Source organism: Streptomyces sp. NPDC056296 (assembly GCF_042268605.1).
In the GTDB taxonomy this organism is placed as follows: domain Bacteria; phylum Actinomycetota; class Actinomycetes; order Streptomycetales; family Streptomycetaceae; genus Streptomyces.
Map to the genome: position 1 here is coordinate 35,545 of NZ_JBHJRX010000014.1, position 25,472 is coordinate 61,016.

Here is a 25,472-nt window from a genome sequence, read left to right on the forward strand (position 1 = left end):
GTGCCTGAGCATCGCCCCACCGGGGCGGGAGGGGCTGGCGGGAACATGCGGGGCCCGCCATGCCTTGAACCGGTAAGGCGTCCGGCGTGGCGCGCGAACGGCCCTTTCCGTGGCGAGAAATGTGAGGTCGCGGCCACCGCACCGTGACATCGATGTGACGGCCGCATGAAACGGTTTGCCGAACATGCGTAGGGTGCAGAGAACTCATCAGGAGTACGGCGCCCGGACCGGGGCGCCGCGGCGGTACGGCGACGGGTGAAGGAGGGAGCCGGAGCGATGGGCGACCACAAAGATCAGCACCTCCGGGTGGGCGCGGCCGTACGGCGGCGGCGCCGTGCCCTCGAACTCACCCTCGCCGTCGTCTCCGAGCGCAGCGGCCTGTCCGTGCCCTTCCTGAGCCAGATCGAGAACGACCGGGCACGGCCCAGCCAGAGCTCCCTGGAGAAGGTGGCCGACGCCCTGCGCACCACCGCCGTGGAACTGCTCGCCGCCGCCGACCCCGCGTGCAGCGTGGACGTCGTCCGGGCCGAGGACCCCGATCCCGAGCTGGCGCCCAGGGTGCGCTCGCTGGTGCGCGGACATCACCAGATGCACGCCTCCGAGTTCACCGGCGACCACGACGCGGGCCGGGAACTGCAGTACCGCAACGACCAGTTGATGTTCGTCACCGAGGGTGCCGTCGAGATCGAGGCGGAGGGCCGTGCCTACCGGTTGGGCCGCGGCGACACGCTCTACCTCACCGGCGGGGTGCGGCACCGGTGGCGGGCCACGGTGCCCGACACCCGGCTGATCGTGGTCGCCGTCGCCGAGCACATCGAGGCGGTCCGGGAAGGGCCGCGCCGGTGAGGGTGGTCTCCCTGGTGCCGTCGCTGACCGAGGCTGTGGCCCGCACGGTCCCCGGTGCCCTCGTGGGCGCCACCGACTGGTGCACCCACCCGGCCGGCCTCGACGTCGTACGCGTCGGCGGCACGAAGAACCCGAAGACCGAGCGGATCGTCGCCCTCGCCCCCGACCTGGTGGTCGCCAACGAGGAGGAGAACCGCGCCCCCGACCTGGACGCCCTGCGCGCGGCGGGCGTCGAGGTGCTGGTGACCGACGTGCGTACGGTGCCGCAGGCCTTCACGGAGCTCGACCGGGTGCTGACCGCCTGCGGCGCTCCGTCCCGGCCCCGGTGGCTGGACGCCGCGGAGTCGGCCTGGTCGGCCCTGCCGTCCCCGTCCCCCGAGCGGCGCCGTACGGCCGTGGTGCCGATCTGGCGCAGGCCGTGGATGGTGCTGGGGCGCGACACCTTCGCGGGCGACGTACTCGCCCGCCTCGGCGTCGACCACCTGTACGCCGGTCATGCCGAGCGCTACCCGAAGGTTCCGGTCGAGGAACTGCGGGCGGCCCGCCCGGACGTCGTGGTCCTGCCCGACGAGCCGTACCGCTTCACCGCCGACGACGGCCCGGAGGCCTTCCCGGGCCTGCCCTGCGCCCTCGTCGACGGGCGGTACCTCACGTGGTACGGGCCGTCGCTGGCCGAGGCGCCCCGGGCGCTGGGCGCGGCCCTGCGAGCAGCGCGCCGCTGACCACGCCGCGCGCGGTGTGCACGGCGGCGACCGCCCAGGCGGCGACGAGGACGGCGTACAGGACGACGGTGAGCCCGTCGTAGACGGCGAGCCCCGTGTGCCGGGCCAGCGCCTCCGCCCCGGTGACACAGGTGCCCACCGGGAAGGTGAACGACCACCACGTCATCGAGAAGCCCATGCCCTCCCGGCGGGCCCGCACGACGTGCGCGGCGGCGAGACACAGCCACATCAGCGCGAAGCCCATCACCGGCACGCCGTACAGGACGGCGAGCACCCCGAAGCCCTCGGCGTACGGGCCCGGGACGACTCCAGGGGCCACGTCCGCGAACTTCCCCACGGCGGTGGTCGACTGCCCGAGGGGCCCCAGCACCAGGAACAGCGACGGGGTGAGCGCCAGCGGCAGCGGGCCACCGGTCAGCAGCCGGCCGAAGATCACCGGCAGGGTCACCAGGGTCGCGAGCAGACTCACCCCGAACATCGCGACACAGGCGAGCAGCAGCGTCTCCCGGGGCTGCCCCGGCGGGAGGTGCGGGACCAGCAGCGGTCCGACGGCCGCGGACACCATCGGCGCGACGAGCGGCAGCAGCCACACGGGACTGGCCTGCCCCGGCTCTATCCGGTGGCGTACGGCCATCAGGTACGGCACGGCCACCGCCGCCGCGAGCCCGATGACCGTACCGGCGGTGAACAGCACGGCGTCCAGGGCGACCGCGGCCCAGGTGCCGATCCAGTCCCGCCCGACGGTCAGGGCGCCGCCGCCCACGGCCAGCAGAGCCATCGACAGACAGCCGTAGAAGGGAGCCGCCGCCGGGTCGAGCAGATGGGCGCGGGCCTGGTCGCGGTGGTGGATCCAGTGCAGGGACCGGGCCACCAGCAGGACCGCCAGCAGGACGAGGGACAGCGCCCAGACCGTGGTGCAGACGGCGCGCAGTCCGGGCACGTGCCAGGGGAGTGCGGCTCCCGCGGTACCGACGATGGCGGTGCCCATGACGCAGGCGTACCAGTTGGGCCCGAGGTGACGAACGGCCGGGACACGCCGGTTCGGGACGGCGGGAGGGGACAGGGGCTGGGCTGCGGTGACCATGCGTCCACGGTCTCGGTGGGCGAAGCCGCTGACCAGGGACCATGTCTCTATGAGGACATAAGCTGGGGTTATGAGCAGCAGTAGTACGGGTGGTACGGAGGGCGGGCAGGACGCACCTGGGCGGCACACGGCGGGCTCCCTGGCGCACCGGGTGCCGGATCTCGGGGCGATGGAGCTGCTGCTGGCGGTGGCGCGCCTGGGCAGCCTCGGCGGGGCGGCGCGCGAGTTGGGCATCACACAGCCGGCCGCCAGCAGCCGCATCCGCTCGATGGAACGCCAGCTGGGTGTCGCCCTGGTGGACCGTTCGCCGCGAGGTTCCCGGCTCACCGACGCCGGTGCGCTGGTCACGGACTGGGCGCGCCGCATCGTGGAGGCGGCCGAGGCGTTCGACGCGGGCGCGCAGGCGCTGCGGGACCGGCGGGACTCGCGGTTGCGGGTGGCGGCGAGCATGACGATCGCCGAGTACCTGCTGCCGGGCTGGCTGGTCGCGCTGCGCACCCAGTTGCCGGACACGGCGGTGTCGCTGCTCGCCGGGAACTCGACGGCGGTGGCGGAGCGCCTGCTGGCCGGTGAGGCCGATCTGGGTTTCGTGGAGGGGGTCAGCGTCCCGGCGGGCCTCGACTCGGCCGTCATCGCCCGTGACCGGCTGATCGTCGTGACCGCACCGGGCCACCCGTGGGCCCGTCGCCGGCGCCCGCTCGCGGGGGCGGAACTGGCGGCGACCCCGCTGATCCTGCGGGAGAAGGGCTCGGGCACCCGGCAGGTCCTGGACGCGGCCCTGGGCGGTCTGGCGCGCCCCCTGATCGAGCTGTCGTCGACCACCGCGGTGAAGGCGGCGGCGGTGAGCGGTGCCGGCCCGTCCGTCCTCAGCGAACTCGCCGTCGGCGAGGAGCTCACCACCCGGCGTCTGGTGAGCGTGCCCGTGGCGGACGTCGCCCTGGCCCGCGACCTACGAGCGGTATGGCCCACGGGCCACCGCCCGACGGGCCCGGCCCGGCAACTGCTGTCGCTGACCCGGGCGTAGGGCCCGGCGGCGAGGCGCGGGACGGGGCCTGCCCCGGAGCGGCGGGGCGGGGTCTGCCCCGGAGCGGCGGGGCGGGGTCTGCCCCGGAGTGGCGGGGCTCGCCCCCGGAGCGGCAGGTCGGTCCCTGGAGCGGTGGGTCAGACCGGTCCCCGGAGCGGTGGGTCAGGCTGGTCCCGACCGACCCCCCGGAGCGGCGGGTCGGGCCGGCCCCGACGCCTCCACCAGCGCCCGCATCACCCGTACGTCCTCGCCCATCTCCGGATGCCACTGCACGCCGAGGACCCAGCCCGCTCCGGACGGCAGCTCCAGGGCCTCCACCGTGCCGTCCGCCGCGTGGGCCGACGCGGCGAGCCCCGCGCCGATCCGGTCCACCGCCTGGTGGTGGTACGTCGGCACGAACATCTCCTCGGGTACGACGGAGGCGTACAGCGTCCCCGGCACCGGCTTGACCGGGTGCCCGCCGAACACGCCCACCACCTCGGCGTGGCCCTCGATGTGCTGGACGAGGGTTCCGCCCAGGGCGACGTTGAGCAGCTGCATGCCCCGGCAGACGCCCAGCAGCGGGACGCGCGCGGCCAGGGCCGCCTCGATGAGCGCCAGCTCCCACGTGTCCCGGGCCCGAGCGGGCGGGCCGGTGCGCGGGCCGGGTTCGGCGCCGTAGCGGACCGGCTCCACGTCCGGGCCGCCCGCGATCACCAGCCCGTCGAGGCGGGCGACGGTGGCGGCGGCGTGCTCCGGCGCGTCCGGCGGAAGCATCGCGGCCAGTCCACCCGCCCGCTGCACGAGCCGCGGATACCCGGCCGGCAACAGCGCAGCCTCCAGCTCCCACACACCCCAGCGCGCCCCGGACTCCAGGTACGTGCTGACGCCGATCAGCGGCCTGCCCGCCATCCGACCTCCAGACAATGGATCGTCTTCATACCTTTGTACGTCTGCACTTTTGCCGGGGCACGCCCCCAGGGCAAGACGCTCACGCCAGGAAGCCGCGCAGCAGCGCCGCCGTCCCCGCGCAGTGCTCCCGCGTGATCTCCCGCGCCCCGTCCGCGTCCCTGTCGAGCACCGCCTCCACGAGCGCGGCGTGCTGACGCTGGGAGTGCTCCAGGTTGCGCACCAGCAGCGGGATGCAGTCCAGCAGGTCGTTGAGGGTCGCGCGGACGGCCGCGTACTGCGCCGCCAGGGCCGGTGAACCGCACAGCTCCGCGAGCGTGAGGTGCAGCCTCGTGTCCAGCCGGCGGTACTCCGCCAGCGGCGCGTCCCGCGTGCCGGCCAGCGCCTCGCGCAACCGCGCCGCCTGTCCGTCCGTCAGCCCGTGCGCCGCGCACAGCCCGGCCGCGCCCACCTCCAGCACCTCCCGGAAGCGCAGCACGTCCTCGATGTCGGTCCCGGCGACCCGGCGCCGCAGTTCGTCCTCGCCGCCCGCGTCCACCCGCGGCAGCACGAACGTTCCGCCGTACCGGCCGCGCCGGGCCTCCACCAGCCCCTGGTCCTGGAGCACCCGCAGCACCTCGCGCAGCGTCACCCGGCTGATCCCCAGCCGCTCCGCCAGCTCCCGCTCGGCCGGCAGCCGCTCGCCCCCCGACACCAGACCCAGTCTGACGACCTGGAGGATCTGCTCCAGCGCCTCCTCGAAGCCGTTGCCGGCCCGCACCGTCCGCAGCACCGGTGCGAGCCGGTCCGTCACGCTCCCGCCGGTTTCCTCCGGCATGCGGCCGCGCCCCCTTCCCAAGCAATGGTTCCCGGCAATACCTTATGGCTCCCGGTCAGAAGGAGGCTCTCCCCGTGGCAGACCGCACACCCCCGCTCGGGGTCGAGGAACTGCACGCCCTCGTCGCCGCCGGCGACATCGACACCGTCGTCCTGGCCTTTCCCGACATGCAGGGCCGCCTCCAGGGCAAGAGGTTCGCCGCGCGCTTCTTCCTCGACGAGGTCCTCCGGCACGGCACCGAGGGCTGCAACTACCTCCTCGCCGTCGACGCCGACATGAACACCGTCGACGGGTACGCGATGTCCTCCTGGGACCGCGGCTACGGCGACTTCGCCATGCACGCCGACATGGCCACCCTGCGCCGCCTGCCGTGGAACGAGGGCACCGCGATGGTCGTCGCCGACCTCGCCTGGGAGGACGGCTCCCCGGTGCTCGCCGCGCCCCGCCAGATCCTGCGCCGCCAACTTGAGCGCCTCGCCGGGCACGGCTGGACCGCGCAGGCCGGCACCGAGCTGGAGTTCATCGTCTTCCGGGACACCTACGAACAGGCCTGGGACGCGAACTACCGCGGCCTGACCCCGGCCAACCAGTACAACATCGACTACTCCGTGCTCGGCACCGGCCGCATCGAGCCCCTGCTGCGCCGCATCCGCAACGAGATGGCCGGCGCCGGCCTCACCGTCGAGTCCGCCAAGGGCGAGTGCAACCCCGGCCAGCACGAGATCGTCTTCCGCTACGACGAGGCCCTGGTCACCTGCGACCAGCACGCGGTCTACAAGACCGGCGCCAAGGAGATCGCGGCCCAGGAGGGCATGTCCCTCACCTTCATGGCCAAGTACAACGAGCGCGAGGGCAACTCCTGCCACATCCACCTCTCCCTCACCGACGCCGACGGCGACAGCGCCATGGCCGGCGAGGGGGAGGGCGGCATGTCGGAGGTCATGCGGCACTTCCTCGCCGGACAGTTGGTGGCGCTGCGCGAGTTCTCCCTGCTCTACGCCCCTCACATCAACTCCTACAAGCGGTTCCAGCCGGGCTCCTTCGCCCCGACCGCCGTCGCCTGGGGCCGCGACAACCGCACCTGCGCCCTGCGCGTCGTCGGCCACGGCCGCTCGCTCCGCTTCGAGAACCGGCTCCCCGGCGGCGACGTCAACCCGTACCTCGCGGTGGCGGGCATGGTGGCGGCCGGCCTGTACGGCGTCGAGCAGCGGCTCGAACTGCCCCAGCCGTGCCAGGGCAACGCCTACACCGCCGGTTTCGAGCACGTCCCCACCACCCTGCGCGAGGCCGCCGAGCTCTGGGAGAACAGCACCCTCGCCAAGGCCGCCTTCGGGGACGAGGTCGTCGCCCACTACCGCAACATGGCGCGCGTCGAACTGGACGCCTACGACGCCGCCGTCACGGACTGGGAGCTGCGCCGCTCCTTCGAACGCATGTGAGGCCCCCCTTGTCCCACGAGCTTCATGAACTGCGTGTACTGAACCCCGCCACCGAAGAGGTCCTCGCCACCGTCCCCGCCGCCTCCGCGGCCGACGTCGACGCCGCCGTCGTACGGGCCACCCGGGCGCAGACGGCCTGGGCCGCCCTCGCCCCCGGCGACCGCGCCCGGCTGCTGCGCCGCTTCGCCACCGCCGTCGACGAGCACCTGGAGGAGCTGGCCCGGCTGGAGGTCCGCGAGGCCGGGCACACCATCGGCAACGCCCGCTGGGAGGCCGGCAACGTCCGCGACCTGCTCGACTACGCCGCCGGGGGAGTGGAGCGGCTCACCGGACGACAGATCCCGGTCGCCGGCGGCCTGGACGTGACGATCCTCGAACCGCTCGGCGTCGTCGGCGTCATCGCGCCCTGGAACTTCCCGATGCCGATCGCCGCCTGGGGCACCGCGCCGGCGCTGGCAGCGGGCAACGCGGTCCTCCTCAAGCCCGCCGAGACGACCCCGCTGACCGCGCTGCGCCTGGCCGAACTGGCCCTGGCGGCCGGGCTCCCCGAGGGCCTGTTCCAGGTGCTGCCCGGTCGCGGACCGGTCGCGGGCGACGCGCTCGTCCAGCATCCGGGCGTGGCGAAGGTCGTCTTCACCGGGTCGACGGCCGTGGGCCGACAGGTGGCGGCCAAGGGCGCGGCGCTCCTCAAGCCCGTCACCCTCGAACTGGGCGGCAAGAGCCCCAACATCGTCTTCGCCGACGCGGACATCGAGGCCGCCGCGGCCGCCACGCCCATGTCCTTCCTCGACAACTCCGGCCAGGACTGCTGCGCCCGCACCCGCGTCCTCGTGCAGCGCACGGTGTACGACCGCTTCCTCGCCCTCCTCGCCCCCGCGATCGAGTCCGTCCTCGTCGGCGACCCGGCCGACGAGCGCACCGACATGGGCCCGCTGATCTCCCGGGCCCAGCTGGACCGCGTCCGCTCCTACGTCCCCGCCGACGCCGACGGCATCCGCGGCAAGGCCCCGGAGGGCGGCCCCGGCTTCTGGTTCCCGCCCACCGTCCTCACCGGCGTCGACGCGCACGCGCGCGTGGCCGTCGAGGAGGTCTTCGGGCCCGTCGCCGTCGTCCTGCCCTTCGAGGACGAGGCCGACGCGATCCGCCTGGCCAACGCCACCGACTACGGACTGTCCGGGTCGGTGTGGACCCGGGACGTCGGCCGTGCCCTGCGCGTGTCGAACGCGGTCCGCGCCGGGAACCTGTCCGTCAACTCCCACTCCAGCGTCCGCTACTGGACGCCGTTCGGCGGGTTCAAGCAGTCCGGCCTCGGCCGTGAACTCGGCCCGGACGCGCTGACCGCCTTCACCGAGACCAAGAACGTCTTCATCAGCAACGTCTCGTCGAGCACGGAGGCCTAGCCACTCATGACCGAGGACATCATCTGCCGCCGTCTGGTCGGCCGTACCGCCGTCGTCACCGGGGCGGGCAGCGGCATCGGCCTCGCCGCCTCCCGCCGGCTCGCCTCCGAGGGCGCGCACGTCGTCTGCGGCGACGTGGACGAGACCCGGGGCAAGGCGGCGGCCGAGGAGATCGGCGGCACCTTCGTCAAGGTCGACGTCACCGGCCCCGAGCAGGTCGAGGCGTTGTTCAGGACGGCGTACGACACCTACGGCAGCGTGGACGTCGCGTTCAACAACGCCGGTATCTCACCGCCCGACGACGACTCCATCCTGGAGACGGGGCTGGAGGCGTGGAAGCGCGTCCAGGAGGTCAACCTCACCTCCGTCTACCTGTGCTGCAAGGCCGCCATCCCCTACATGCGGCGCCAGGGCAGGGGGTCCGTCATCAACACCGCGTCCTTCGTGGCCCGGATGGGCGCGGCCACCTCGCAGATCTCGTACACCGCGTCCAAGGGCGGCGTCCTCGCGATGTCCCGGGAACTGGGCGTGCAGTTCGCGCGGGAGGGCATCCGGGTCAACGCCCTGTGCCCCGGCCCGGTCAACACCCCGCTCCTCCAGAAGCTGTTCGCCAAGGACCCGGAGCGGGCCGCGCGCCGCCTCGTCCACATCCCGCTCGGGCGGTTCGCCGAGGCCGAGGAGATCGCCGCCGCCGTCGCGTTCCTGGCCAGCGACGACTCCTCCTTCGTGAACGCCACCGACTTCCTGGTGGACGGCGGGATCTCCGGGGCGTACGTCACACCGCTGTAGATCGCCCCGGGCGGCGTCCTACAGTGCCGGAATGAGCATGACGCCGCCACCCGGCTGGTACCGCGATCCGTCGGCCCCGCACCAGGAACGCTGGTGGGACGGCACGGCCTGGACGGAGCACCGTCGCGCACCCGAGACCACCGGGTTCGGCGCGCCCCCGCCCCCGCCCTCGCAGCAGCAGCCGATGCCGCACCAGCAGCAGCCGACGCAACCTGGGCAGCAGGCGGGCGGCGGCGGGCGCGTCAATGCCGTCGCCCTCACCACCGCGGCGGCCGTGCTGGTCGCGGCGATCGTCACCGGCGTGTTCGTCCTCGGCGAGGACGACGGCGGCCCTGTGGCGCAGACTCCGTCGGCCACCGCGACCTCCGCCGTACCGGAACCGACGAGCGCGCCCCCGACCCCCTCGCCGACGTCCTCCGAACCCTCCGCCGACGACCCGGCCGTGGTCGAGGACCAGCTCAACGGCATCACCTTCCCACTGCCGACCGGCTGGGTGCTGCCCAAGTACGTCACTGAGGACGACGTCATGATGACCACGGACGGCACCTACGACTGCCCGGGCGACGGCGGCGTGTGCCGGCACGGTCTCGTCATCTCCCGCACCGTCACCGCGAACGCCGAGTCCTCCCCGAAGGTCCTCGCCCAGCAGGACATCGAGGACGCGGCCGACGACGCCTACGACCGCGACCTGATCGGCAACAAGCCCTTCGGCGGCATCGAGTCCCACGAGGAGGTGGCCTCCGGGCAGGTCGCGGTCGCCGGACGCGCCGGGTACTACGTGCGCTGGCGGGTGAAGACGGCCAAGGGCCCCGGCGGCTACGTGCAGTCGCTGGTCTTCCCCTCCACCGTCGGCACCGAGTCCCCGATCCTCGTCCGCTACGTCTTCGACGCCGGCGAGGACGGGCCGCCGCTCGACGACATGGACCGGATCACCAAGGGCATCCGGCCCGTCGGCGACGCGGACACCGGCGGCGGCGTGGGCAGCGGCATCGGCCCGTCGAGCTGACCGGCAAGCGGCTACGGCTCACGGGCTACAGGAACGTGTGTCCCTCGCCCCGGTACGTCGGCACCGTCGCCGTCACCGCGTCCCCCTCCACCAGGTGCAGCGCGTCGAACCGCTCGCACAGCTCACCTGCCTTGGCGTGCCGGAACCACACCTTGTCGCCGATGAGGAGGTCGTCGGCGGGCGAGCCGAGCAGCGGCGTCTGCACCTCGCCGGCGCCCTCCTGGGAGTCGTAGCGCAGGCCCTCGGGCAGATACGGCACCGGCAGCCGGTCGGCGCCGGGCGCACCGGAGGCCGGATAGCCGCCGCCGAGGACGGCCACGGCCCCGACCCCCGGCCGCCGTACGACGGGCTGGGCGAACAGGGCCGCCGGACGGCCCCGGAACGACGTGTAGTTGTCGAACAGCCGCGGCACGTACAGGCCGGACCCGGCGGCGATCTCCGTGACCGCGTCCTCCGCGGCGGTGTGCTGCACGCTGCCCGTGCCGCCGCCGTTGACGAACTCCAGGCCGGGCACCACGGCCCGAACCGCCCGCACGACCGCGGCACGCCGCTCGGCGAGTTCCCGGCGGGCGGCGGCCTGCATCAGCCGCACCGCCCGCGACCGCAGTGGCCGGCCGGCCACCGCGTCCCCGACACCGGCGACATGCCCCTCGTAGGCCATGAGCCCGACGACCTCGAACCCCGGCCGGCGGGCCACCGCGCGGGCCAGATCGGCGACCTGGGCGGGAGAGTGCAGCGGGGAGCGCCGGGCCCCGACCCGCACCCGTCCGCCGAGCAGCTTCAGCGAGGTGTCCAACTCCAGGCAGACCCGCACGACTTCGCCGCCGCCGTTGCGCGCGGCGTCGATGAGGTCCAGCTGCGCCGGATCGTCGATCATCACGGTCACGGCGGAGGCGAGCTTGGGATCGGCGGTCAGCTCGGCGTACCGGGCGCGGTCCGCCGACGGATAGGCGAGGAGCACGTCCTCGAAACCGGAGCGCGCCAGCCACAGGGACTCGGCCAGTGTGAACGACATGACGCCCGCGAAACCGGCCCTCGCCAGGGCGCGTTCGAGCAGCGCACGGCAGCGTACGGACTTGCTGGCGACCCGGATCGGCTTGCCGCCGGCCCGGCGGACCAGGTCGTCCGCGTTGGCGTCGAAGGCCTCCAGGTCCACGATCGCCACGGGGGCGTCGAGATGGGCGGTGGCCCGGTCGAAACGGGCCCGGTCGGCGGCGCGCGCAGTCATGGACGCAGCCTGCCAGACAGGATTACCGCAGGGTAGGGGGACGTTCCGGGCCAATGCCACGGGCGCGCGGACTGGTTCCCCGCCGGGCGGGGTCACGCCGTAGAGTGACGCGCACGCACGGCCCGACGGCCCGGGCGGCGGGGCCCGAGGTCCGCGCCGGGATGGCGGTCGACCCGTGCGGGTATGCGTGCCCGGGACGGATCGGTCCGCGCCGGGCCGGGGCGGGAAACCACATCACCGGCCCGCGTCGGAGAAACGGCCCGGGCCCGAGCAAGAGGAAACGGGGGGGGCGCATGAGCACGGAAGCACGCCGCGCCTCCGTCCCTCCGCGCCCCGAGACCCCGCCCCACCCGGACACGCCGCCTCACTCGGGTACGACGCCTCACTTGGGCACTGCGCCTCATCCGGGCACTGCGCCCCGCCCGGGCAGTGCGCCTCACCTGGACACTGCGCCTCATCCGGGCACTGCGCCTCATCCGGGCACTGTGCCTCACCCGAGCACCTCGACTCACCCGAGTACTCCGCCCCACCCGGGCACGCCGCCCCACCCGGACACGCCGCCCCACCCGGAGGCACCGCCTCGTCCCGGCACCCCGCCTCGCCCGTCCCAGTCGCCGGCGGCGCGCGGCGGCGACGTGAACCTTCCGCGCTCCGCCTCCCACCGGGGCACCGACGCGGCCACGGCACCGGAGGACGGCGACGCCCCGGGGCATCGTGCGGCGACAGGGGAAGGCCGGGCGGACGGAACCGCCTCCTCGGGCGACGGCCGGGACCTCGGCCCGTCCACGCCGGGCAGGGACGGCGACCCCGAGGGCTCCGGCACCGGTGACGGTGTCCGGCCCCACTACCCGCGCTTCCGGCTCGCCGATTCCCGGGGCACCGACCCCGCGCCCCCGCCACCCCGAGCCTCCGCCCGTTTCCCCGACGTCCCGCCGAACGTCGGCCGCGAGACCCCGGGCGGGAGCGGGGCGCCGGAGGCGCAGCCCCGCCGGTCCGCCGCTCCCGCGGAGTCCCCGACGGAGACGACCACCCGCCTGCGTCCGATCCCGGCAGAACCGGCACCGGCGCCGGAATCAGCACTGGCGCCCGCTCCGGAACCGGGAGTCCGAGCGGAACCGAGAGTCCGAGCGGAACCGGGAGTCCGAGCGGAACCGGGAGTCCGAGCCGAATCGGGAGTCCGAGCCGAATCGGGAGTCCGAGCGGCACCGGGCGTCCGTGCGGAACCGCATCCGCGGCGACGACCGGCGCCCACCCCGCCTTCCGACCCGACGGCCCTGTCTCCGGGCGCCGCCACCCCCGACCCGGCCTTCTCCTGGAGCACGCCGGTGGCGCCCGGCGACGGGCGGCCGCGTGTGTCGTTCGGGGAGCCCGAGGGCTACGACGAGCTTGCCCGGCCGCGTCCGCTCGGTGGGCGGCTGCGGCCCCAGGCCGTCGCCGCGGCCGTCTGTCTCGTGCTCGGGCTGGGACTCGTCACCGGTGCCGTCACCGGCAGTTGGCTCGCCGGGGACTCCGGGGACGGTGGCGCGCGCAGCGCGTTCGCCGAGGCCGGAGAGCTGTGGCACAGCGTGCCGGTCGACCAGCTGTTCCCGGCCACTGTGCGGGGACAGGGCGCGGGCCCCGGCGGCGCCGACCGCACCTGGACACGTGTCGCCGTCGCCCCGGACAGCGACTGCGCGGGTGCCTTCGACCCGCTGCTGGCCAAGGTCCTCGACCCGATCGGCTGCCGGCGCCTGCTGCGTGCCACCTACACCGACGCCACCCAGAGCTACGTCACCACCGTCGGCTTGCTCTTCGCCAAGGCCGACGCCGCCGCCATGACCTCGCTGGCGGGCCGGTTCGAGAAGGAGGGCCTGGGCCGCCGAGAGGACCTCATGCCGCTGCCGTACGCCGCGAAGGACACCGTCGCCGCGGGCTTCGGTGCGGGGCAGCGGGCCTCGTGGACCGTCTCCGTCCTCACCGACGCCCCCGTCGTCGTCTACGCCGTGTCCGGCTGGGCCGACGCCCGCACCGTCGACGAGCCGGAGCCCGCCGAGGAGGCCATGGAGTCCGATGCCACGTCGGCCCCCGCCCAGGCCGGTCTCGGCCACGAGGCGCAGGGCATCGCCGACCGCGTCGAACGCGCCCTGCGCAAGAACGTCGGCCCGGCCACGGAGCAAACGTCGTGAACCCCGTCAGCCCCGTCGTGAACCCCGCCGACACCGTCGTGAACCCCGCCGACACCGTCGTGAACCCCGCCGACACCGTCGTGAACCCCGCCGACACCGCCGTGAACCGCGCCGGGCCCCGGACCCGCAGGACAGGTGCCCTGAGCCTCCTCCTCGCCGCCGCCCTCGTCCTCGTCCCGGCGCCCGCCGCGCACGCCGACGGCATCCGCGCCCAGCAGTGGGCCCTGGACGCCATGCACACACGGGAGGCGTGGGGGACCACCAAGGGCGCCGGCATCACCGTCGCCGTCCTGGACACCGGCGTGGAGGCCGACCACCCCGACCTGACCGGCAACGTCCTCACCGGCAAGGACCTGGTCGGCTTCGGCGCGAGCGAGGGCGACCGCGCCTGGGCCCGGCACGGCACCGCCATGGCCGGGATCATCGCCGGGCACGGGCACGGCGCCGGCAACGCCGAGGGCGTCATGGGCATCGCCCCGGAGGCGAAGATCCTGCCCCTGCGCGTGATCCTGGAGGACGGTGACCCGTCCCGCGCCAAGGCCCGCAAGACCCGCGGCAACGCCCTCGCCGAGGGCATCCGCTGGGCCGCCGACCACGGCGCCGACATCATCAACCTCTCCCTCGGCGACGACTCGGCCTCCGCCCACCCCGAACCCGCCGAGGACGAGGCCATCCAGTACGCCCTGAAGAAGGGCGTGGTCGTCGTCGCCTCCGCCGGCAACGGCGGCGAGAAGGGCGACCACATCTCCTACCCGGCCGCCTATCCTGGCGTGATCGCCGCGACCGCCGTCGACCGCTACGGCACCCGCGCCTCCTTCTCCACCCGCCGCTGGTACGCCACGGTCAGCGCCCCCGGCGTCGACGTGATCATCGCCGACCCCGACCACCGGTACTACGAGGGCTGGGGCACCAGCGCCGCCTCCGCCTTCGTCTCCGGCGCCGCCGCCCTCGTGAGGTCGGCCCACCCGGATCTCACCCCGGCCCAGGTCAAGTCCCTGCTGGAGGACACGGCCCGCAACGCCCCCGCCGAGGGCCGCGACGACTCCCGCGGCTACGGCTTCGTGGACCCCGCGGCCGCCATCGAGGCGGCCGGACGGCTGAAGCCGGAAGGGCTGAAGTCGGCGGCGTACGGCGAGAAGTACTTCGGCTCCGGCCCCGACGCCCCGGCCTCCGCTGACGACACCTCGGCCTGGGCGGCCCCGCTGGCCGGCAGCGCGGGCGGCGTCATGATCGTCGCGGCCGTCGTCCTGTGGCGGGGCCGCCGCGAACGCTACGACGACTTCTGAGTCGGGGTGGCATCGCCGGCCGTGCCGCCTTCCTCGGCGAACACGGACACCGCCGCACGTGCGGCCGCCTCGGTGAGCGAGGTCCCCTCCGCCTGGGTCGCGCTGCCCCGCGACACCACGGCCACCAGGCGGTCGTGGCCACCCGATGTGACCCGCCCGATGCTGTTGACGACCCACAGTCCGGTGGTGCTGCGCCGCAGCCAGCCGTTCTTCAGCGCCCACCCGGACCCATCGACACCGCCGCCACCGTCGGCCGCGGCCGAGACACCCCACCGCTGACCGTCGGCGATCCGACCCATCAGCCCACGCACATACGCCCGTGACGCCTCGCTCAGCTCCGAACCGTCCGCCACGAACACCTGCCGCAGCAGCGCGACCTGGTCGGCGGCCGTGGTCCGGGTCAGCCCCCACAGCGGGCCGTCGCCGCCGTCGGTCCCCGTCAGGCCGAAGCGCTCGTTCGCGGCGTCGAGCCCGTCCGCCGTCCCGATCGCCCGCCACAGCGCCGACGCCGAGTCGTTGTCACTGTCCTCGATCATGGCGACGGCGTACGACTTCTCGGCCGCGGTCAGCGCACGCCCGGCGTCCTGCGCCTGGAGCAGCAGCGCCGCCAGGATGTCCACCTTGACGATGCTCGCCGTCTCGAAGACACCCGTGCCGTACGAGGCGCTCTCGCCGGAGTCCGCGTCGAGCACCGCCACGGACACCTCGGCGCCGTCCGCCACGGTCACCGACGCCATGGCCGAGGCCAGCAGCGCGTCACGGTCCACGACCGGCTCGACCGTCTCCACCGATGCCTCCCCGCCCGAGGGTGCCGAGGCCGACGACGATACGGCGCCGCCCGCACCGGGGCGTCCGTCGCCCACGGCTCGGCCGAAGGGCGCTCAGGAAGCGGGCACCGGACCGCCGGGACGGAACCGCTCCACCCCCACGATGTGCCGCACCTTCACCGGGCGCACGACCACCGCGATCCGCTGCTCGCCCGGCATGATCCACTCGAAGCGCTCGCTGCCCAGGTACTTGCGGGCCAGCCGGTCCATCCGGTCGTGCGCCTCCCGGCCCTCGACGAAGCGGGACACGACACCGCTGATCTGTACCCGGTCGAAGGGGTCGGTGGCGTCGGCGTGCGAGAGGTAGACACGGGGGTCGTGGCGCAGGTTCTCCTCCTTCACCCGGCCGACCGAGGTGTTGAACGTGAGCTCGTTCTCACCCTCCAGGTCCACCCACATGGGGCTGACCTGCGGCGCTCCGTCGGCGAACACGGTGCCGACGTACCAGATGTGGGGAGCTCGGAGTCGAGCGCGGACGGCGTCGTCAAAGGTCGCAGTCATCCGGCGAGGCTACCAACCATGATCGGCACCGCCGCCGGGCAGGGGAGCCCGCGGCAAGCGGTCCGCCCCCCTCGACTAGGGTCGGGAACCGTGGCCGACAAGAACATCCCCGACTCCGCCTTCTCCGACGACGACGGCTCCGCCGACCCCCGGCTGAGCGCGGCGCTCACCGCCTGGGCCGAGGACCGCACCGCCCTGGCGCCCGTGCTGGAGGCGCTCAAGGGCGCCCGCCTGCTCGTGCCCGTGGTGGCCGTCCTCGGTGAGGTGGAGGAGGACGGGAACGGGCTGCGCCGCGAGAAGACCAGTGACATGGCCGTACCCACGCTGAAGGCCGGCGACCGCACCGCCCTGCCCGCCTTCACCTCCACCGACTCGCTCGCCCGCTGGGACGCCGGGGCCCGCCCCGTCGCCGTACCCGTGCACCAGGCGTTGCAGGCCGCCGCGCACGAGAAGGCGGACACGGTCGTACTGGACCTGGCCGGTCCGGTGCCGTTCGAACTGACCGGAGCGGTGCTGCTGGCGCTGGCCGAGGGCCGTACGACGACCGATCCGCTGGAGGACCCGGCCGTCGCCGAGGCCGTACGCGCCGCGGTGGCGGCCGAGCCCGCCGTGCTCCGGGCGCACCTCGGGCCGGGACGGGCCGACGGCACCCTGGCGTTGCGACTGGAGCCCGGTGCCGACCCGGCGCAGGCCGCCCGCGCCGTCGCCGAGCGCCTTGCCGCCGACGAAACACTGAGGGCCCGCCTGGTGCGGGGCCTCGACCTGGCACTGCTGCCGGCCGGGGCGACGCCGCCGGGCGAGCCCTTGTACGTGAGGGATCAGGGTCAGCCGTAGATCGGCCCCGTGTACTTCTCGCCCGGTCCCTGGCCGGGCTCGTCCGGGACGAGCGAGGCCTCGCGGAAGGCCAGCTGGAGCGACTTCAGGCCGTCGCGCAGCGGGGCCGCGTGGAAGGAGCTGATCTCGGTCGCGGTCGCGTCGAGCAGACCGGCCAGCGCGTGCACCAGCTTGCGGGCCTCGTCCAGGTCCTTGTGCGTCTCGCCCTCCTCGGTCAGTCCGAGCTTCACGGCGGCGGCGCTCATCAGGTTGACGGCGACCGTCACGATCACCTCGACCGCGGGAACCTCGGCGATGTCGCGGGTCATGGCATCGAAGTCGGGCGTCTCAGGAGGGGTCTCACTCATGCCGCTCACGATAGGCGCAGGGCGGTGGGCGGCCCCACTCGGTCTCGGTTAGCCCTTCCCCTGCCGAGCTGCTAACCTTGTGTAACGACCGGTCGGACACGCACGCCCCACGGCGGCGGGCCCGGCCCACAAGTGGAGGCTTTCGAACTCCCACCTGGCCGTCCCACGGACGGCGGGTCACCGGTCAGGCGGTCCCGTCCCAGCGGCGGCGACCAGCCCGAAATCGCGCCCCGCGGTCATCGCGACGGTGCTCCGGTAGTAGTTCGAGGAGCCCCGCCTGTGATCGTCCGGGGCATTTTTGTTGCGCCGGCGCGGTTAGGTCTATCGAACACAGACGTTACGCGGCTGTCCGCCAGACCGTCGCGTGGTGCTACCGAGGAGGATCCATCAGCGCCGAGCCCCGCATCAACGACCGGATTCGCGTTCCCGAGGTGCGACTTGTCGGTCCCAGCGGCGAGCAGGTCGGGATTGTTCCGCTTGCCAAGGCCCTGGAGCTTGCGCAGGAGTACGACCTCGACCTCGTCGAGGTCGCGGCGAACGCCCGTCCGCCTGTCTGCAAGCTCATGGACTACGGGAAGTTCAAGTACGAGTCGGCCATGAAGGCCCGTGAGGCGCGCAAGAACCAGGCGCACACGGTCATCAAGGAGATGAAGCTCCGGCCGAAGATCGACCCGCACGACTATGACACCAAGAAGGGTCACGTCGTCCGGTTCCTCAAGCAGGGCGACAAGGTCAAGATCACGATCATGTTCCGTGGTCGCGAGCAGTCCCGGCCGGAGCTCGGCTACCGACTGCTGCAGCGTCTCGCGGAGGACGTGGCCGACCTCGGGTTCGTCGAGTCGAACCCGAAGCAGGACGGCCGAAACATGATCATGGTCCTCGGTCCGCACAAGAAGAAGACCGAGGCGATGGCCGAGGCTCGCCAGGCGCAGGAAGCCCGCAAGGCGGACGCGAAGGCCAACCCCGGCAAGTCGCAGAACGCCGCGGAGTCCGACGACGTGGACGCCGAGGCTCCGGCCGAGGCACCCGCCGAGGCGTGACCCCGGGGGACGCCAGTCCCCAGGACGTAACCGATACAAGCGACGCTCCACCGTGCCCGGTTTCACGACCGGGCATCGGAGCGCCACCGACGAGGAGAGAACGGCGCTATGCCGAAGAACAAGTCGCACAGCGGTGCCAGCAAGCGCTTCAAGATCACCGGCTCCGGCAAGGTGCTCCGTGAGCGCGCCGGCAAGCGCCACCTGCTCGAGCACAAGTCGTCCCGCGTGACGCGTCGCCTCACCGGCAACGCCGAGATGGCCCCGGGCGACGCCGCGAAGATCAAGAAGCTTCTCGGCAAGTGACGTACGGGCGCCACTGAGCGCCGTACGGCAGGACCGGGACCCAATCGATACCGGGCCGCGTGAGGACCACCGCGGCCCCGCTACAAGGAGTAAAAAGTGGCACGCGTCAAGCGGGCAGTCAACGCCCACAAGAAGCGCCGGGCGATCCTCGAGCAGGCCTCCGGCTACCGCGGTCAGCGTTCGCGCCTGTACCGCAAGGCCAAGGAGCAGGTCACCCACTCGCTGGTCTACAACTACAACGACCGCAAGAAGCGCAAGGGTGACTTCCGCCAGCTGTGGATCCAGCGCATCAACGCCGCTGCCCGCGCCAACGGCATCACGTACAACCGCTTCATCCAGGGCCTGAAGGCCGCCAACGTCGAGGTCGACCGCAAGATCCTCGCCGAGCTGGCCGTCAACGACCCGAACGCGTTCGCCGCGCTCGTCGAGGTCGCGCAGAAGGCGCTGCCGAGTGACGTCAACGCGCCGAAGGCCGCGTGACGCTGCGCCGGCTTTAGCCGACGTCGAAGGACCCGCAGGCTTTGAGCCTGCGGGTCCTTCGGTTGCCTGCCACCCCTCCTGTCGTTGTTTGGGTGCGGGTTCGTCGTGGCTGGTCGCGCAGTTCCCCGCGCCCCTGGGGCGTCGCTCCTTGCGGCGAGACAGTCGCACCCCGCGTTGAGACATTTGTGAAGGTGATGGAACACATGGCGCCCGCCACCCCCGAGCTGATCTCCCCCCGTTCCCCCCGGGTCCTCGCCGCGCGGCGGCTGGCGAAGCGGAACTTTCGGGGTAAGGAGCGGCTGTTCCTCGCCGAGGGGCCGCAGGCCGTGCGGGAGGCCGCGGGGTACGGGGACACGCTCGTCGAGGTGTTCGCCACCGTCGAGGCCGCCGAGCGCTACGCCGACATCATCGGCGCCGCCCGTGACGCCGGTGCCCGCGTCCACCTCGCCGCCGAGCAGGTGATCGAGGACATCTCCACCACCGTCACCCCGCAGGGCCTGGTCGGGGTGTGCCGGTTCCTGGACACGCCCTTCGACGAGATCCTCGCCGCCCGCCCGGCGCTCGTCGCCGTCCTCGCCCACGTCCGCGACCCCGGCAACGCCGGTACCGTGCTGCGCTGCGCCGACGCCGCCGGCGCCGAGGCCGTCGTGCTCACCGACGCCTCCGTCGACCTGTACAACCCCAAGGCCGTACGCGCCTCCGTGGGCTCGCTGTTCCACCTGCCGGTCGCCGTCGGCGTACCCGTCGAGCGGGCCGTCGCCGGGCTCAGGGACGCCGGGGTCCGGGTCCTCGCCGCCGACGGGGCAGGGGAGCACGACCTCGATGCCGAGCTGGACGCCGGCACCATGGGCGGGCCCACCGCCTGGGTGTTCGGCAACGAGGCCTGGGGGCTCCCGGAGGAGACCCGCGCCCTCGCCGACGCCGTCCTGCGCGTCCCGATCCACGGGAAGGCCGAGAGTCTGAACCTCGCCACCGCCGCCGCCGTATGTCTCTACGCGTCGGCGCGTGCACAGCGCGCCGCCGGAGGGTGCCGCTCCGTCACCGAGAGCTAGTAGGGTGACCAGCTCAAGGCCCCTGCGCGGTTGAGAGGTGGGGTACGGGGATGAGCGTCGGCACGAGCAGCGCACCGGGTGCACGGGAGGCGCCGCGTCCGCCCGCGCCCCGCACACCCGGCGATATCGCCGACCTCGGCATCGACCCCGACGAGCTGCCCGACGGCCTCGTCGTCGCGGACGAGCGGGGCCGGGTCGTCTGCTTCAACGCGGCCGCCGCCCGCATCAGCGCCGTCCCCGCCGCCGAAGCCCTCGGCGAGCAGCTGGAGAAGGCGCTTCCCCTGGAGGACCTCGAGGGCCGGCGCTGGTGGCAGCTGACCGACCCCTACGGCGGGCTCGCCATCCGCGTCGGCCAGCCCGAACGCAACCTGCTCCTCCCCGGCGGCCGGGAAGTCCTCGTCTCCGCCCGCTACGTCCGCACCCGGCCCACCGGCCCCGTGCACCGCGTCGTCGTGACCCTGCGCGACACCGAGGCCCGCCGCCGCACCGAACGCAGCCACGCCGAACTGATCGCCACCGTCGCCCACGAACTGCGCTCCCCGCTCACCTCCGTCAAGGGCTTCACGGCCACCCTGCTGGCCAAGTGGGAGAGGTTCACCGACGACCAGAAGCGGCTGATGCTGGAGACCGTCGACGCCGACGCCGACCGGGTCACCCGGCTCATCGCCGAGCTGCTGGACATCTCGCGGATCGACTCGGGCCGGCTGGAGGTCCGCCGCCAGCCCGTCGACATCGGCGCCGCCGTCGGCCGCCACATCCAGGCGTACGTCGCCGCCGGCCAGGAGGCCGACCGCTTCCTGCTCCGCCTCGCGCAGCCGCTGCCCGACCTGTGGGCCGACCCGGACAAGGTCGACCAGGTGCTGAGCAACCTGCTGGAAAATGCCGTGCGGCACGGCGAGGGAACCGTCACCATTGACATCACGCCCACGGCGTCGCCCCGCGAAGGGGAGGACGCCGGCACGTCGGTCACGGTGAGCGACGAAGGGGCCGGCATCCCGGAGGAGTCCATGAACCGCGTCTTCACCCGCTTCTGGCGGGGCAGCAAGCGCGGCGGCACCGGCCTCGGGCTGTACATCGTCAAGGGCATCGTCGAAGCCCACGGCGGCACCATCACCGTCGGCCGCGCCCCCGGGGGCGGCGCCGAGTTCCGATTTACGTTGCCCGTGGCGGCACCGGCGTACCTCACCTGAGACTCACCAGAGGCGGCCGACGACCCCCACGGGCGTAATCAGCGTTCCACAGCCCCGTTAGACTCGGTCTTTGGCACCTTTGCGTCCAGTTCCGCAGACGAAGCGTCCCAGCCCCGTCTCCGGACCGTAGACGGGGCGTCCCAGCCAGCCAATCGGAAGCACGGGAAGAGATGTCGGCACCGAATAAGTCGTACGACCCTGTCGAGGTCGAGGCGTTGAAACCGGAAGAGATCGAGCGCATGCGGGACGAGGCGCTCGCCGCCTTCGACGCCGCGGACTCCCTCGACGCGCTCCAGGAGGCCAAGGTCGCCCACACCGGCGGCACCTCGCCGCTGGCGCTGGCCAACCGCGAGATCGGCGCCCTGCCCCCGCAGGCCAAGGCCGAGGCCGGCAAGCGCGTCGGCATGGCCCGCGGCGCCGTGAACAAGGCGCTGGCCGCCCGCCAGGTCGAGCTGGAGGCCGAGCGCGACGCGCGCGTCCTGGTCGAGGAGGCCGTGGACGTCACGCTGCCCTACGACCGCGTACCGGCCGGCGCCCGCCACCCGCTCACCACCCTCTCCGAGCGCATCGAGGATGTCTTCGTGGCCATGGGCTACGAGGTCGCCGAGGGCCCCGAGGCCGAGGCCGAGTGGTTCAACTTCGACGCCCTGAACATCGGCCCGGACCACCCGGCCCGCGGCGAGGCCGACACCTTCTTCGTCGAGGGACCGCAGGGCGGCACCGAGTCCGGCGTCGTGCTGCGCACCCACACCTCGCCCGTGCAGATCCGCTCCGCGCTGGAGCGTGAGCTGCCGGTCTACGTGATCTGCCCCGGCCGCGTGTACCGCACCGACGAGCTGGACGCCACGCACACCCCCGTCTTCCACCAGGTCGAGCTGCTCGCCATCGACGAGGGCCTCACCATGGCGGACCTCAAGGGCACCCTGGACCACATGGTCCAGTCGCTGTTCGGCGCGGAGATGAAGACCCGGCTGCGGCCCAACTTCTTCCCCTTCACCGAGCCGTCCGCCGAGATGGACATGCTCTGCTACGTCTGCAAGGGCGCGTCCGTCGGCAACCCCGACCGGCCCTGCCGCACCTGCTCCAGCGAGGGCTGGATCGAGCTGGGCGGCTGCGGCATGGTCAACCCGCGGGTGCTCACCGCCTGCGGCGTCGACCCGGAGAAGTACAGCGGCTTCGCCTTCGGGTTCGGCATCGAGCGGATGCTGATGTTCCGCCACAACGTCGAGGACATGCGAGACATGGTCGAGGGTGATGTGCGCTTCACCCGGCCGTTCGGGATGGAGATCTGATGCGGGTCCCGCTTTCTTGGCTGCGGGAGTACGTCGACCTGCCGGCCACGCAGACCGGCCGCGACGTCCAGGCCAAGCTCATTTCGGCCGGCCTCGAGGTCGAGACCGTCGAGCACCTCGGTGCCGACCTCAAGGGCCCCCTCGTCGTCGGCCAGGTGCTGACCATCGAGGAGCTGGAGGGCTTCAAGAAGCCGATCCGCTTCTGCACCGTCGACGTCGGCCAGGCCAACGGCACCGGTGAGCCCCAGGAGATCGTCTGCGGCGCCCGGAACTTCGCCGTCGGCGACAAGGTCGTCGTGGTCCTCCCCGGCGCCACCCTGCCCGGCGGCTTCTCGATCAGCGCCCGCAAGACCTACGGCAAGACGTCCCACGGCATGATCTGCTCCGGCGACGAGCTGGGCATGGGTGACGACGGCAGCCACGGCATCATCGTGCTGCCGCCGGAGACCGAGGTCGGCAAGGACGCCATCGAGCTGCTCGAACTGGTCGACGAGGTCCTGGACATCGCCGTCACCGCCAACCGCGGCGACTGCCTGTCCATCCGCGGCGTCGCCCGCGAGACCGCCATCGCCTACGGCCTGCCGCTGCGCGACCCGGCCCTGCTCGACGTGCCGGGACCGAACGCCTACGGCTACCCGGTGAAGATCGCCGACCCCACCGGCTGCGACCGCTTCACCGCCCGCACGGTGACCGGCCTCAGCTCCGAGGCCCGCTCCCCGATCTGGCTCCAGCGTCGTCTCCAGAAGGTCGGCATGCGCCCGATCTCGCTCGCCGTCGACGTCACCAACTACGTGATGATGGAGCTCGGCCAGCCGCTGCACGCCTACGACCGCTCCCTGGTCCAGGGCACCATCGGCGTACGCCGGGCCGCGGAGGGCGAGAAGATCGTCACCCTCGACGGCACCGAGCGGAAGCTGCACGCCGAGGACCTCGTCATCACCGACGACCGCGGCCCGATCGGCCTCGCCGGCGTCATGGGCGGCGCCAACACGGAGATCGCGGACCACGGTGCCGCCGAGAACGGGGGCAACGCGACGACCGACGTGGTCATCGAGGCCGCCCACTTCAACCAGGTGTCCATCGCGCGCACCGCCCGCCGCCACAAGCTGTCCTCCGAGGCCTCCCGCCGCTTCGAGCGCGGCGTCGACCCGCAGGCCGCGGCGGCGGCCGCCCAGCGGACCGTCGACCTGCTCGTGCTGCTCGCGGGCGGCACCGCCGAGGCCGGTGTCACCGAGATCAGCGCCCCGTCCGCGCCGCACACCATCAGCGTCCCGGCCGATCACCCGGACAAGGTCGCGGGCGTCACGTACGGCCGCGAGACTGTCGTACGCCGCCTCCAGGAGGTCGGCTGCGACGTGTACGGCCAGGACGAGCTGATCGTCACCGTGCCGTCCTGGCGGCCCGACCTCACCGACCCGAACGACCTGGCCGAAGAGGTCATCCGCCTGGAGGGCTACGAGAACCTGCCCTCCACGCTGCCCAGGCCCCCGGCGGGCCGCGGCCTGACCTCCCGGCAGCGGCTGCACCGCCGCGTCGGCCGGGTGCTGGCCGGCGCCGGTTACGTCGAGGCGCCGAACTACCCGTTCGTCAGCGAGCAGGTCTTCGACCAGCTCGGGCTGGACGCCGACGACCCGGCCCGCCGCGTCGTCAAGCTGGTCAACCCGCTCAGCGACGAGGAGCCCGCGCTGCGGACCACGCTGCTGCCGGGGCTGCTCGGCGCGCTGCGGCGCAACGACGGCCGGGGCTCGCACGACCTGGCGCTGTTCGAGACCGGCCTGGTCTTCCACCCGCGCGACGAGCGGAAGGCCGCCGCCAACCTGCCCGTCGACCGGCGCCCCGGCGAGGACGACCTCACCGCGCTGGACGCCGCGCTGCCCGACCAGCCGCGGCACGTCGCCGTCGTCATGACCGGCGCCCGCGAGCAGGCCGGCTGGTGGGGCAAGGGCCGTCCGGCCGACTGGGCCGACGCCATCGAGGCCGCCCGGTCCGTCGCCCGCGAGGCCGGTGCCGAACTGGGCTTCCGCAAGGGCCAGTACGGTCCGTGGCACCCGGGCCGCTGCGCCGAGCTGACGGTCACCGTCGACGGCACCGAGCGGGTCGTCGGACACGCCGGTGAGCTGCACCCGCGCGTCCTGAAGACGCTGGGCCTGCCCGCGCGCAGCTGTGCGATGGAGCTGGACCTCGACGCCGTGGAGCGGGTCGGCGACGACACTCCGCAGGCGCCGGGCATCTCCACGTTCCCGGTCGCCACGCAGGACGTCGCGCTGGTCGTCGACGAGTTCGTCCCGGCGGCGGAGGTCGAGGCCGCGCTGCGCGAGGGCGCCGGTGAACTGCTGGAGTCCATCCGGCTGTTCGACGTCTACGGCAACGCGGAGCAGCTGGGCGAGGGGCGCAAGTCCCTGGCGTACGCGCTGCGCTTCCGTGCGGGGGACCGGACGCTGACGGTCGACGAGGCGTCGGCTGCCCGCGATGCGGCGGTCGCCCTCGCGGGCGAGCGTGTTGGAGCGGTGCTGCGTAGTTAGGGATTCGCCCGAGGGGCGGGGGGCTTCTGCCGATTTGGCGACTGCGGGTAGTCGGTGGCCGGTCGCGCAGTTCCCCGCGCCCCTAAAAGGGGCGTCAGGGCAACGTGCCTTCTTTCAGGGGCGCGGGGAACTGCGCGAGCAACCACGACGTGCCCGCGGCCGACGACGCGCCGCAATCCTCCACGCAACCGGCGGAGCCAGCGCGCCGTCCGCCCCGCCACGGAGTGTCGGGCAGGCAGCCGGGCGGACGGCGTGGAAACGGGCCGCCGCACTGTACGAGGGGGAGCCGGCGGCCCGGCCGGCCTCTTTCGAGGCAGTTAAGTCAACCGTCCCGGAACTCTCCGCGACAGTGCGCACACGGTACGGATGCGCGTACTCCGTTCACACCCC

General features: G+C 73.3%; 24 protein-coding genes. 17 read left to right on the forward strand and 7 right to left on the reverse strand.

From position 1 onward, the window contains the following. Positions 1–276: 276 nt before the first annotated feature. A complete protein-coding gene (locus ACFCZF_RS12880) occupies positions 277–846 on the forward strand; it encodes a helix-turn-helix domain-containing protein (RefSeq protein WP_376671692.1) in 570 nt (189 codons plus the stop codon). After that, positions 843–1,568 carry a helical backbone metal receptor gene (locus ACFCZF_RS12885; RefSeq protein ID WP_376671693.1) on the forward strand — a complete coding sequence of 242 codons (726 nt, stop codon included), beginning with the start codon at positions 843–845 and terminating at the stop codon, positions 1,566–1,568. Before ACFCZF_RS12880 ends, ACFCZF_RS12885 begins: the two co-directional genes overlap by 4 nt. Here ACFCZF_RS12885 and ACFCZF_RS12890 read toward each other — a convergent pair. Further along, positions 1,495–2,652, reverse strand: coding sequence for a TDT family transporter (locus tag ACFCZF_RS12890; RefSeq protein ID WP_376671694.1), 1,158 nt, complete (start codon positions 2,650–2,652; stop codon positions 1,495–1,497). The two genes, ACFCZF_RS12885 and ACFCZF_RS12890, sit on opposite strands and share 74 nt — an antisense overlap. A gap of 70 nt (positions 2,653–2,722) precedes the next feature. Here ACFCZF_RS12890 and ACFCZF_RS12895 point away from each other — a divergent pair, with 70 nt between their 5' ends. After that, positions 2,723–3,676, forward strand: a complete 954-nt coding sequence (locus ACFCZF_RS12895; RefSeq protein WP_376671695.1) for a LysR family transcriptional regulator — start codon at positions 2,723–2,725, stop codon at positions 3,674–3,676. 162 nt (positions 3,677–3,838) lie between these two features. On the opposite strand, the gene ACFCZF_RS12900 is transcribed toward ACFCZF_RS12895, so the two are convergent. Both ACFCZF_RS12900 and ACFCZF_RS12905 read right to left on the reverse strand, forming a co-directional pair. After that, on the reverse strand, positions 3,839–4,567 hold the full coding sequence (locus ACFCZF_RS12900; protein ID WP_376671696.1) for a gamma-glutamyl-gamma-aminobutyrate hydrolase family protein: 729 nt from the start codon (positions 4,565–4,567) through the stop codon (positions 3,839–3,841). Between the two features lie 79 nt (positions 4,568–4,646). Then, the gene (locus tag ACFCZF_RS12905; RefSeq protein WP_376671697.1) at positions 4,647–5,381 is read right to left on the reverse strand and encodes a FadR/GntR family transcriptional regulator; all 735 of its coding nucleotides are present in this window, start codon (positions 5,379–5,381) and stop codon (positions 4,647–4,649) included. Between the two features lie 74 nt (positions 5,382–5,455). On the opposite strand from ACFCZF_RS12905, the gene glnA4 reads away from it, so the two are divergent. From glnA4 to ACFCZF_RS12925, 4 genes are read left to right on the forward strand one after another with little or no spacing between them, the layout of a single operon-like run. Beyond that, positions 5,456–6,820: a gamma-glutamylethanolamide synthetase GlnA4 gene (gene glnA4, locus ACFCZF_RS12910; protein WP_376671698.1), complete on the forward strand. Its 1,365-nt coding sequence runs from the start codon at positions 5,456–5,458 to the stop codon at positions 6,818–6,820. Positions 6,821–6,828: 8 nt separating this feature from the next. Then, positions 6,829–8,220 carry an aldehyde dehydrogenase family protein gene (locus ACFCZF_RS12915; RefSeq protein ID WP_376671699.1) on the forward strand — a complete coding sequence of 464 codons (1,392 nt, stop codon included), beginning with the start codon at positions 6,829–6,831 and terminating at the stop codon, positions 8,218–8,220. 6 nt (positions 8,221–8,226) lie between these two features. Next, complete coding sequence (locus ACFCZF_RS12920; protein WP_376671700.1) at positions 8,227–9,009, forward strand: 3-oxoacyl-ACP reductase; 783 nt, start codon at positions 8,227–8,229, stop codon at positions 9,007–9,009. Positions 9,010–9,046: 37 nt separating this feature from the next. Further along, positions 9,047–10,015 carry a DUF2510 domain-containing protein gene (locus ACFCZF_RS12925; RefSeq protein WP_376671776.1) on the forward strand — a complete coding sequence of 323 codons (969 nt, stop codon included), beginning with the start codon at positions 9,047–9,049 and terminating at the stop codon, positions 10,013–10,015. Between the two features lie 25 nt (positions 10,016–10,040). Here the strand turns inward: ACFCZF_RS12925 and ACFCZF_RS12930 are convergent, their stop codons facing one another. Next, positions 10,041–11,243 (reverse strand): amino acid deaminase/aldolase, encoded by a 1,203-nt coding sequence (locus tag ACFCZF_RS12930; protein WP_376671701.1) that lies wholly within the window; start codon positions 11,241–11,243, stop codon positions 10,041–10,043. A gap of 1,352 nt (positions 11,244–12,595) precedes the next feature. On the opposite strand from ACFCZF_RS12930, the gene ACFCZF_RS12935 reads away from it, so the two are divergent. Both ACFCZF_RS12935 and mycP read left to right on the forward strand, forming a co-directional pair. Next, entirely contained in the window at positions 12,596–13,408 is an 813-nt protein-coding gene (locus tag ACFCZF_RS12935) for a hypothetical protein (protein WP_376671777.1), read from the forward strand. A 101-nt stretch (positions 13,409–13,509) separates the two neighbouring features. Beyond that, entirely contained in the window at positions 13,510–14,694 is a 1,185-nt protein-coding gene (gene mycP / locus ACFCZF_RS12940; protein WP_376671778.1) for a type VII secretion-associated serine protease mycosin, read from the forward strand. Here mycP and ACFCZF_RS12945 read toward each other — a convergent pair. Both ACFCZF_RS12945 and ACFCZF_RS12950 read right to left on the reverse strand, forming a co-directional pair. After that, complete coding sequence (locus tag ACFCZF_RS12945; RefSeq protein WP_376671702.1) at positions 14,679–15,557, reverse strand: hypothetical protein; 879 nt, start codon at positions 15,555–15,557, stop codon at positions 14,679–14,681. The genes mycP and ACFCZF_RS12945 overlap by 16 nt on opposite strands. Positions 15,558–15,575: 18 nt before the next feature. After that, positions 15,576–16,022 carry a TIGR03618 family F420-dependent PPOX class oxidoreductase gene (locus tag ACFCZF_RS12950; protein ID WP_376671703.1) on the reverse strand — a complete coding sequence of 149 codons (447 nt, stop codon included), beginning with the start codon at positions 16,020–16,022 and terminating at the stop codon, positions 15,576–15,578. Between the two features lie 90 nt (positions 16,023–16,112). Between ACFCZF_RS12950 and ACFCZF_RS12955 the strand changes: the two genes are divergently transcribed. Beyond that, entirely contained in the window at positions 16,113–16,856 is a 744-nt protein-coding gene (locus ACFCZF_RS12955; RefSeq protein WP_376671704.1) for an SseB family protein, read from the forward strand. On the opposite strand, the gene ACFCZF_RS12960 is transcribed toward ACFCZF_RS12955, so the two are convergent. Further along, entirely contained in the window at positions 16,847–17,203 is a 357-nt protein-coding gene (locus ACFCZF_RS12960; protein ID WP_376671705.1) for a DUF1844 domain-containing protein, read from the reverse strand. The genes ACFCZF_RS12955 and ACFCZF_RS12960 overlap by 10 nt on opposite strands. Before the next feature lie 386 nt (positions 17,204–17,589). On the opposite strand from ACFCZF_RS12960, the gene infC reads away from it, so the two are divergent. From infC to pheT, 7 genes are all read left to right on the forward strand, one after another. Continuing rightward, a complete protein-coding gene (gene infC, locus ACFCZF_RS12965; protein WP_375915165.1) occupies positions 17,590–18,243 on the forward strand; it encodes a translation initiation factor IF-3 in 654 nt (217 codons plus the stop codon). Positions 18,244–18,351: 108 nt separating this feature from the next. Next, complete coding sequence (rpmI, locus tag ACFCZF_RS12970) at positions 18,352–18,546, forward strand: 50S ribosomal protein L35 (protein WP_003977225.1); 195 nt, start codon at positions 18,352–18,354, stop codon at positions 18,544–18,546. 96 nt (positions 18,547–18,642) lie between these two features. Next, positions 18,643–19,026, forward strand: a complete 384-nt coding sequence (gene rplT, locus ACFCZF_RS12975; protein ID WP_003977226.1) for a 50S ribosomal protein L20 — start codon at positions 18,643–18,645, stop codon at positions 19,024–19,026. Positions 19,027–19,229: 203 nt separating this feature from the next. Next, entirely contained in the window at positions 19,230–20,078 is an 849-nt protein-coding gene (locus ACFCZF_RS12980) for a TrmH family RNA methyltransferase (protein WP_376671706.1), read from the forward strand. Between the two features lie 50 nt (positions 20,079–20,128). Next, positions 20,129–21,268 carry an ATP-binding protein gene (locus ACFCZF_RS12985; protein WP_376671707.1) on the forward strand — a complete coding sequence of 380 codons (1,140 nt, stop codon included), beginning with the start codon at positions 20,129–20,131 and terminating at the stop codon, positions 21,266–21,268. Positions 21,269–21,438: 170 nt separating this feature from the next. Next, positions 21,439–22,560, forward strand: coding sequence for a phenylalanine--tRNA ligase subunit alpha (gene pheS, locus ACFCZF_RS12990; RefSeq protein ID WP_376671708.1), 1,122 nt, complete (start codon positions 21,439–21,441; stop codon positions 22,558–22,560). After that, positions 22,560–25,082: a phenylalanine--tRNA ligase subunit beta gene (gene pheT, locus ACFCZF_RS12995; protein ID WP_376671709.1), complete on the forward strand. Its 2,523-nt coding sequence runs from the start codon at positions 22,560–22,562 to the stop codon at positions 25,080–25,082. Before pheS ends, pheT begins: the two co-directional genes overlap by 1 nt. Positions 25,083–25,472 lie beyond the last annotated feature (390 nt).

Bases quoted from the DNA above. Each gene is read 5' to 3' on its own strand.
- ACFCZF_RS12930 (WP_376671701.1), bottom strand. From the start codon at position 11,243: ATGACTGCGCGCGCCGCCGACCGGGCCCGTTTCGACCGGGCCACCGCC.
- ACFCZF_RS12880 (WP_376671692.1), top strand. From the start codon at position 277: ATGGGCGACCACAAAGATCAGCACCTCCGGGTGGGCGCGGCCGTACGG.
- pheS (WP_376671708.1), top strand. From the start codon at position 21,439: ATGTCGGCACCGAATAAGTCGTACGACCCTGTCGAGGTCGAGGCGTTG.
- ACFCZF_RS12980 (WP_376671706.1), top strand. From the start codon at position 19,230: ATGGCGCCCGCCACCCCCGAGCTGATCTCCCCCCGTTCCCCCCGGGTC.
- ACFCZF_RS12890 (WP_376671694.1), bottom strand. From the start codon at position 2,652: ATGGTCACCGCAGCCCAGCCCCTGTCCCCTCCCGCCGTCCCGAACCGG.
- ACFCZF_RS12925 (WP_376671776.1), top strand. From the start codon at position 9,047: ATGACGCCGCCACCCGGCTGGTACCGCGATCCGTCGGCCCCGCACCAG.
- ACFCZF_RS12895 (WP_376671695.1), top strand. From the start codon at position 2,723: ATGAGCAGCAGTAGTACGGGTGGTACGGAGGGCGGGCAGGACGCACCT.
- pheT (WP_376671709.1), top strand. From the start codon at position 22,560: ATGCGGGTCCCGCTTTCTTGGCTGCGGGAGTACGTCGACCTGCCGGCC.
- ACFCZF_RS12960 (WP_376671705.1), bottom strand. From the start codon at position 17,203: ATGAGTGAGACCCCTCCTGAGACGCCCGACTTCGATGCCATGACCCGC.
- ACFCZF_RS12985 (WP_376671707.1), top strand. From the start codon at position 20,129: ATGAGCGTCGGCACGAGCAGCGCACCGGGTGCACGGGAGGCGCCGCGT.
- ACFCZF_RS12920 (WP_376671700.1), top strand. From the start codon at position 8,227: ATGACCGAGGACATCATCTGCCGCCGTCTGGTCGGCCGTACCGCCGTC.
- ACFCZF_RS12905 (WP_376671697.1), bottom strand. From the start codon at position 5,381: ATGCCGGAGGAAACCGGCGGGAGCGTGACGGACCGGCTCGCACCGGTG.
- ACFCZF_RS12950 (WP_376671703.1), bottom strand. From the start codon at position 16,022: ATGACTGCGACCTTTGACGACGCCGTCCGCGCTCGACTCCGAGCTCCC.
- rpmI (WP_003977225.1), top strand. From the start codon at position 18,352: ATGCCGAAGAACAAGTCGCACAGCGGTGCCAGCAAGCGCTTCAAGATC.
- ACFCZF_RS12900 (WP_376671696.1), bottom strand. From the start codon at position 4,567: ATGGCGGGCAGGCCGCTGATCGGCGTCAGCACGTACCTGGAGTCCGGG.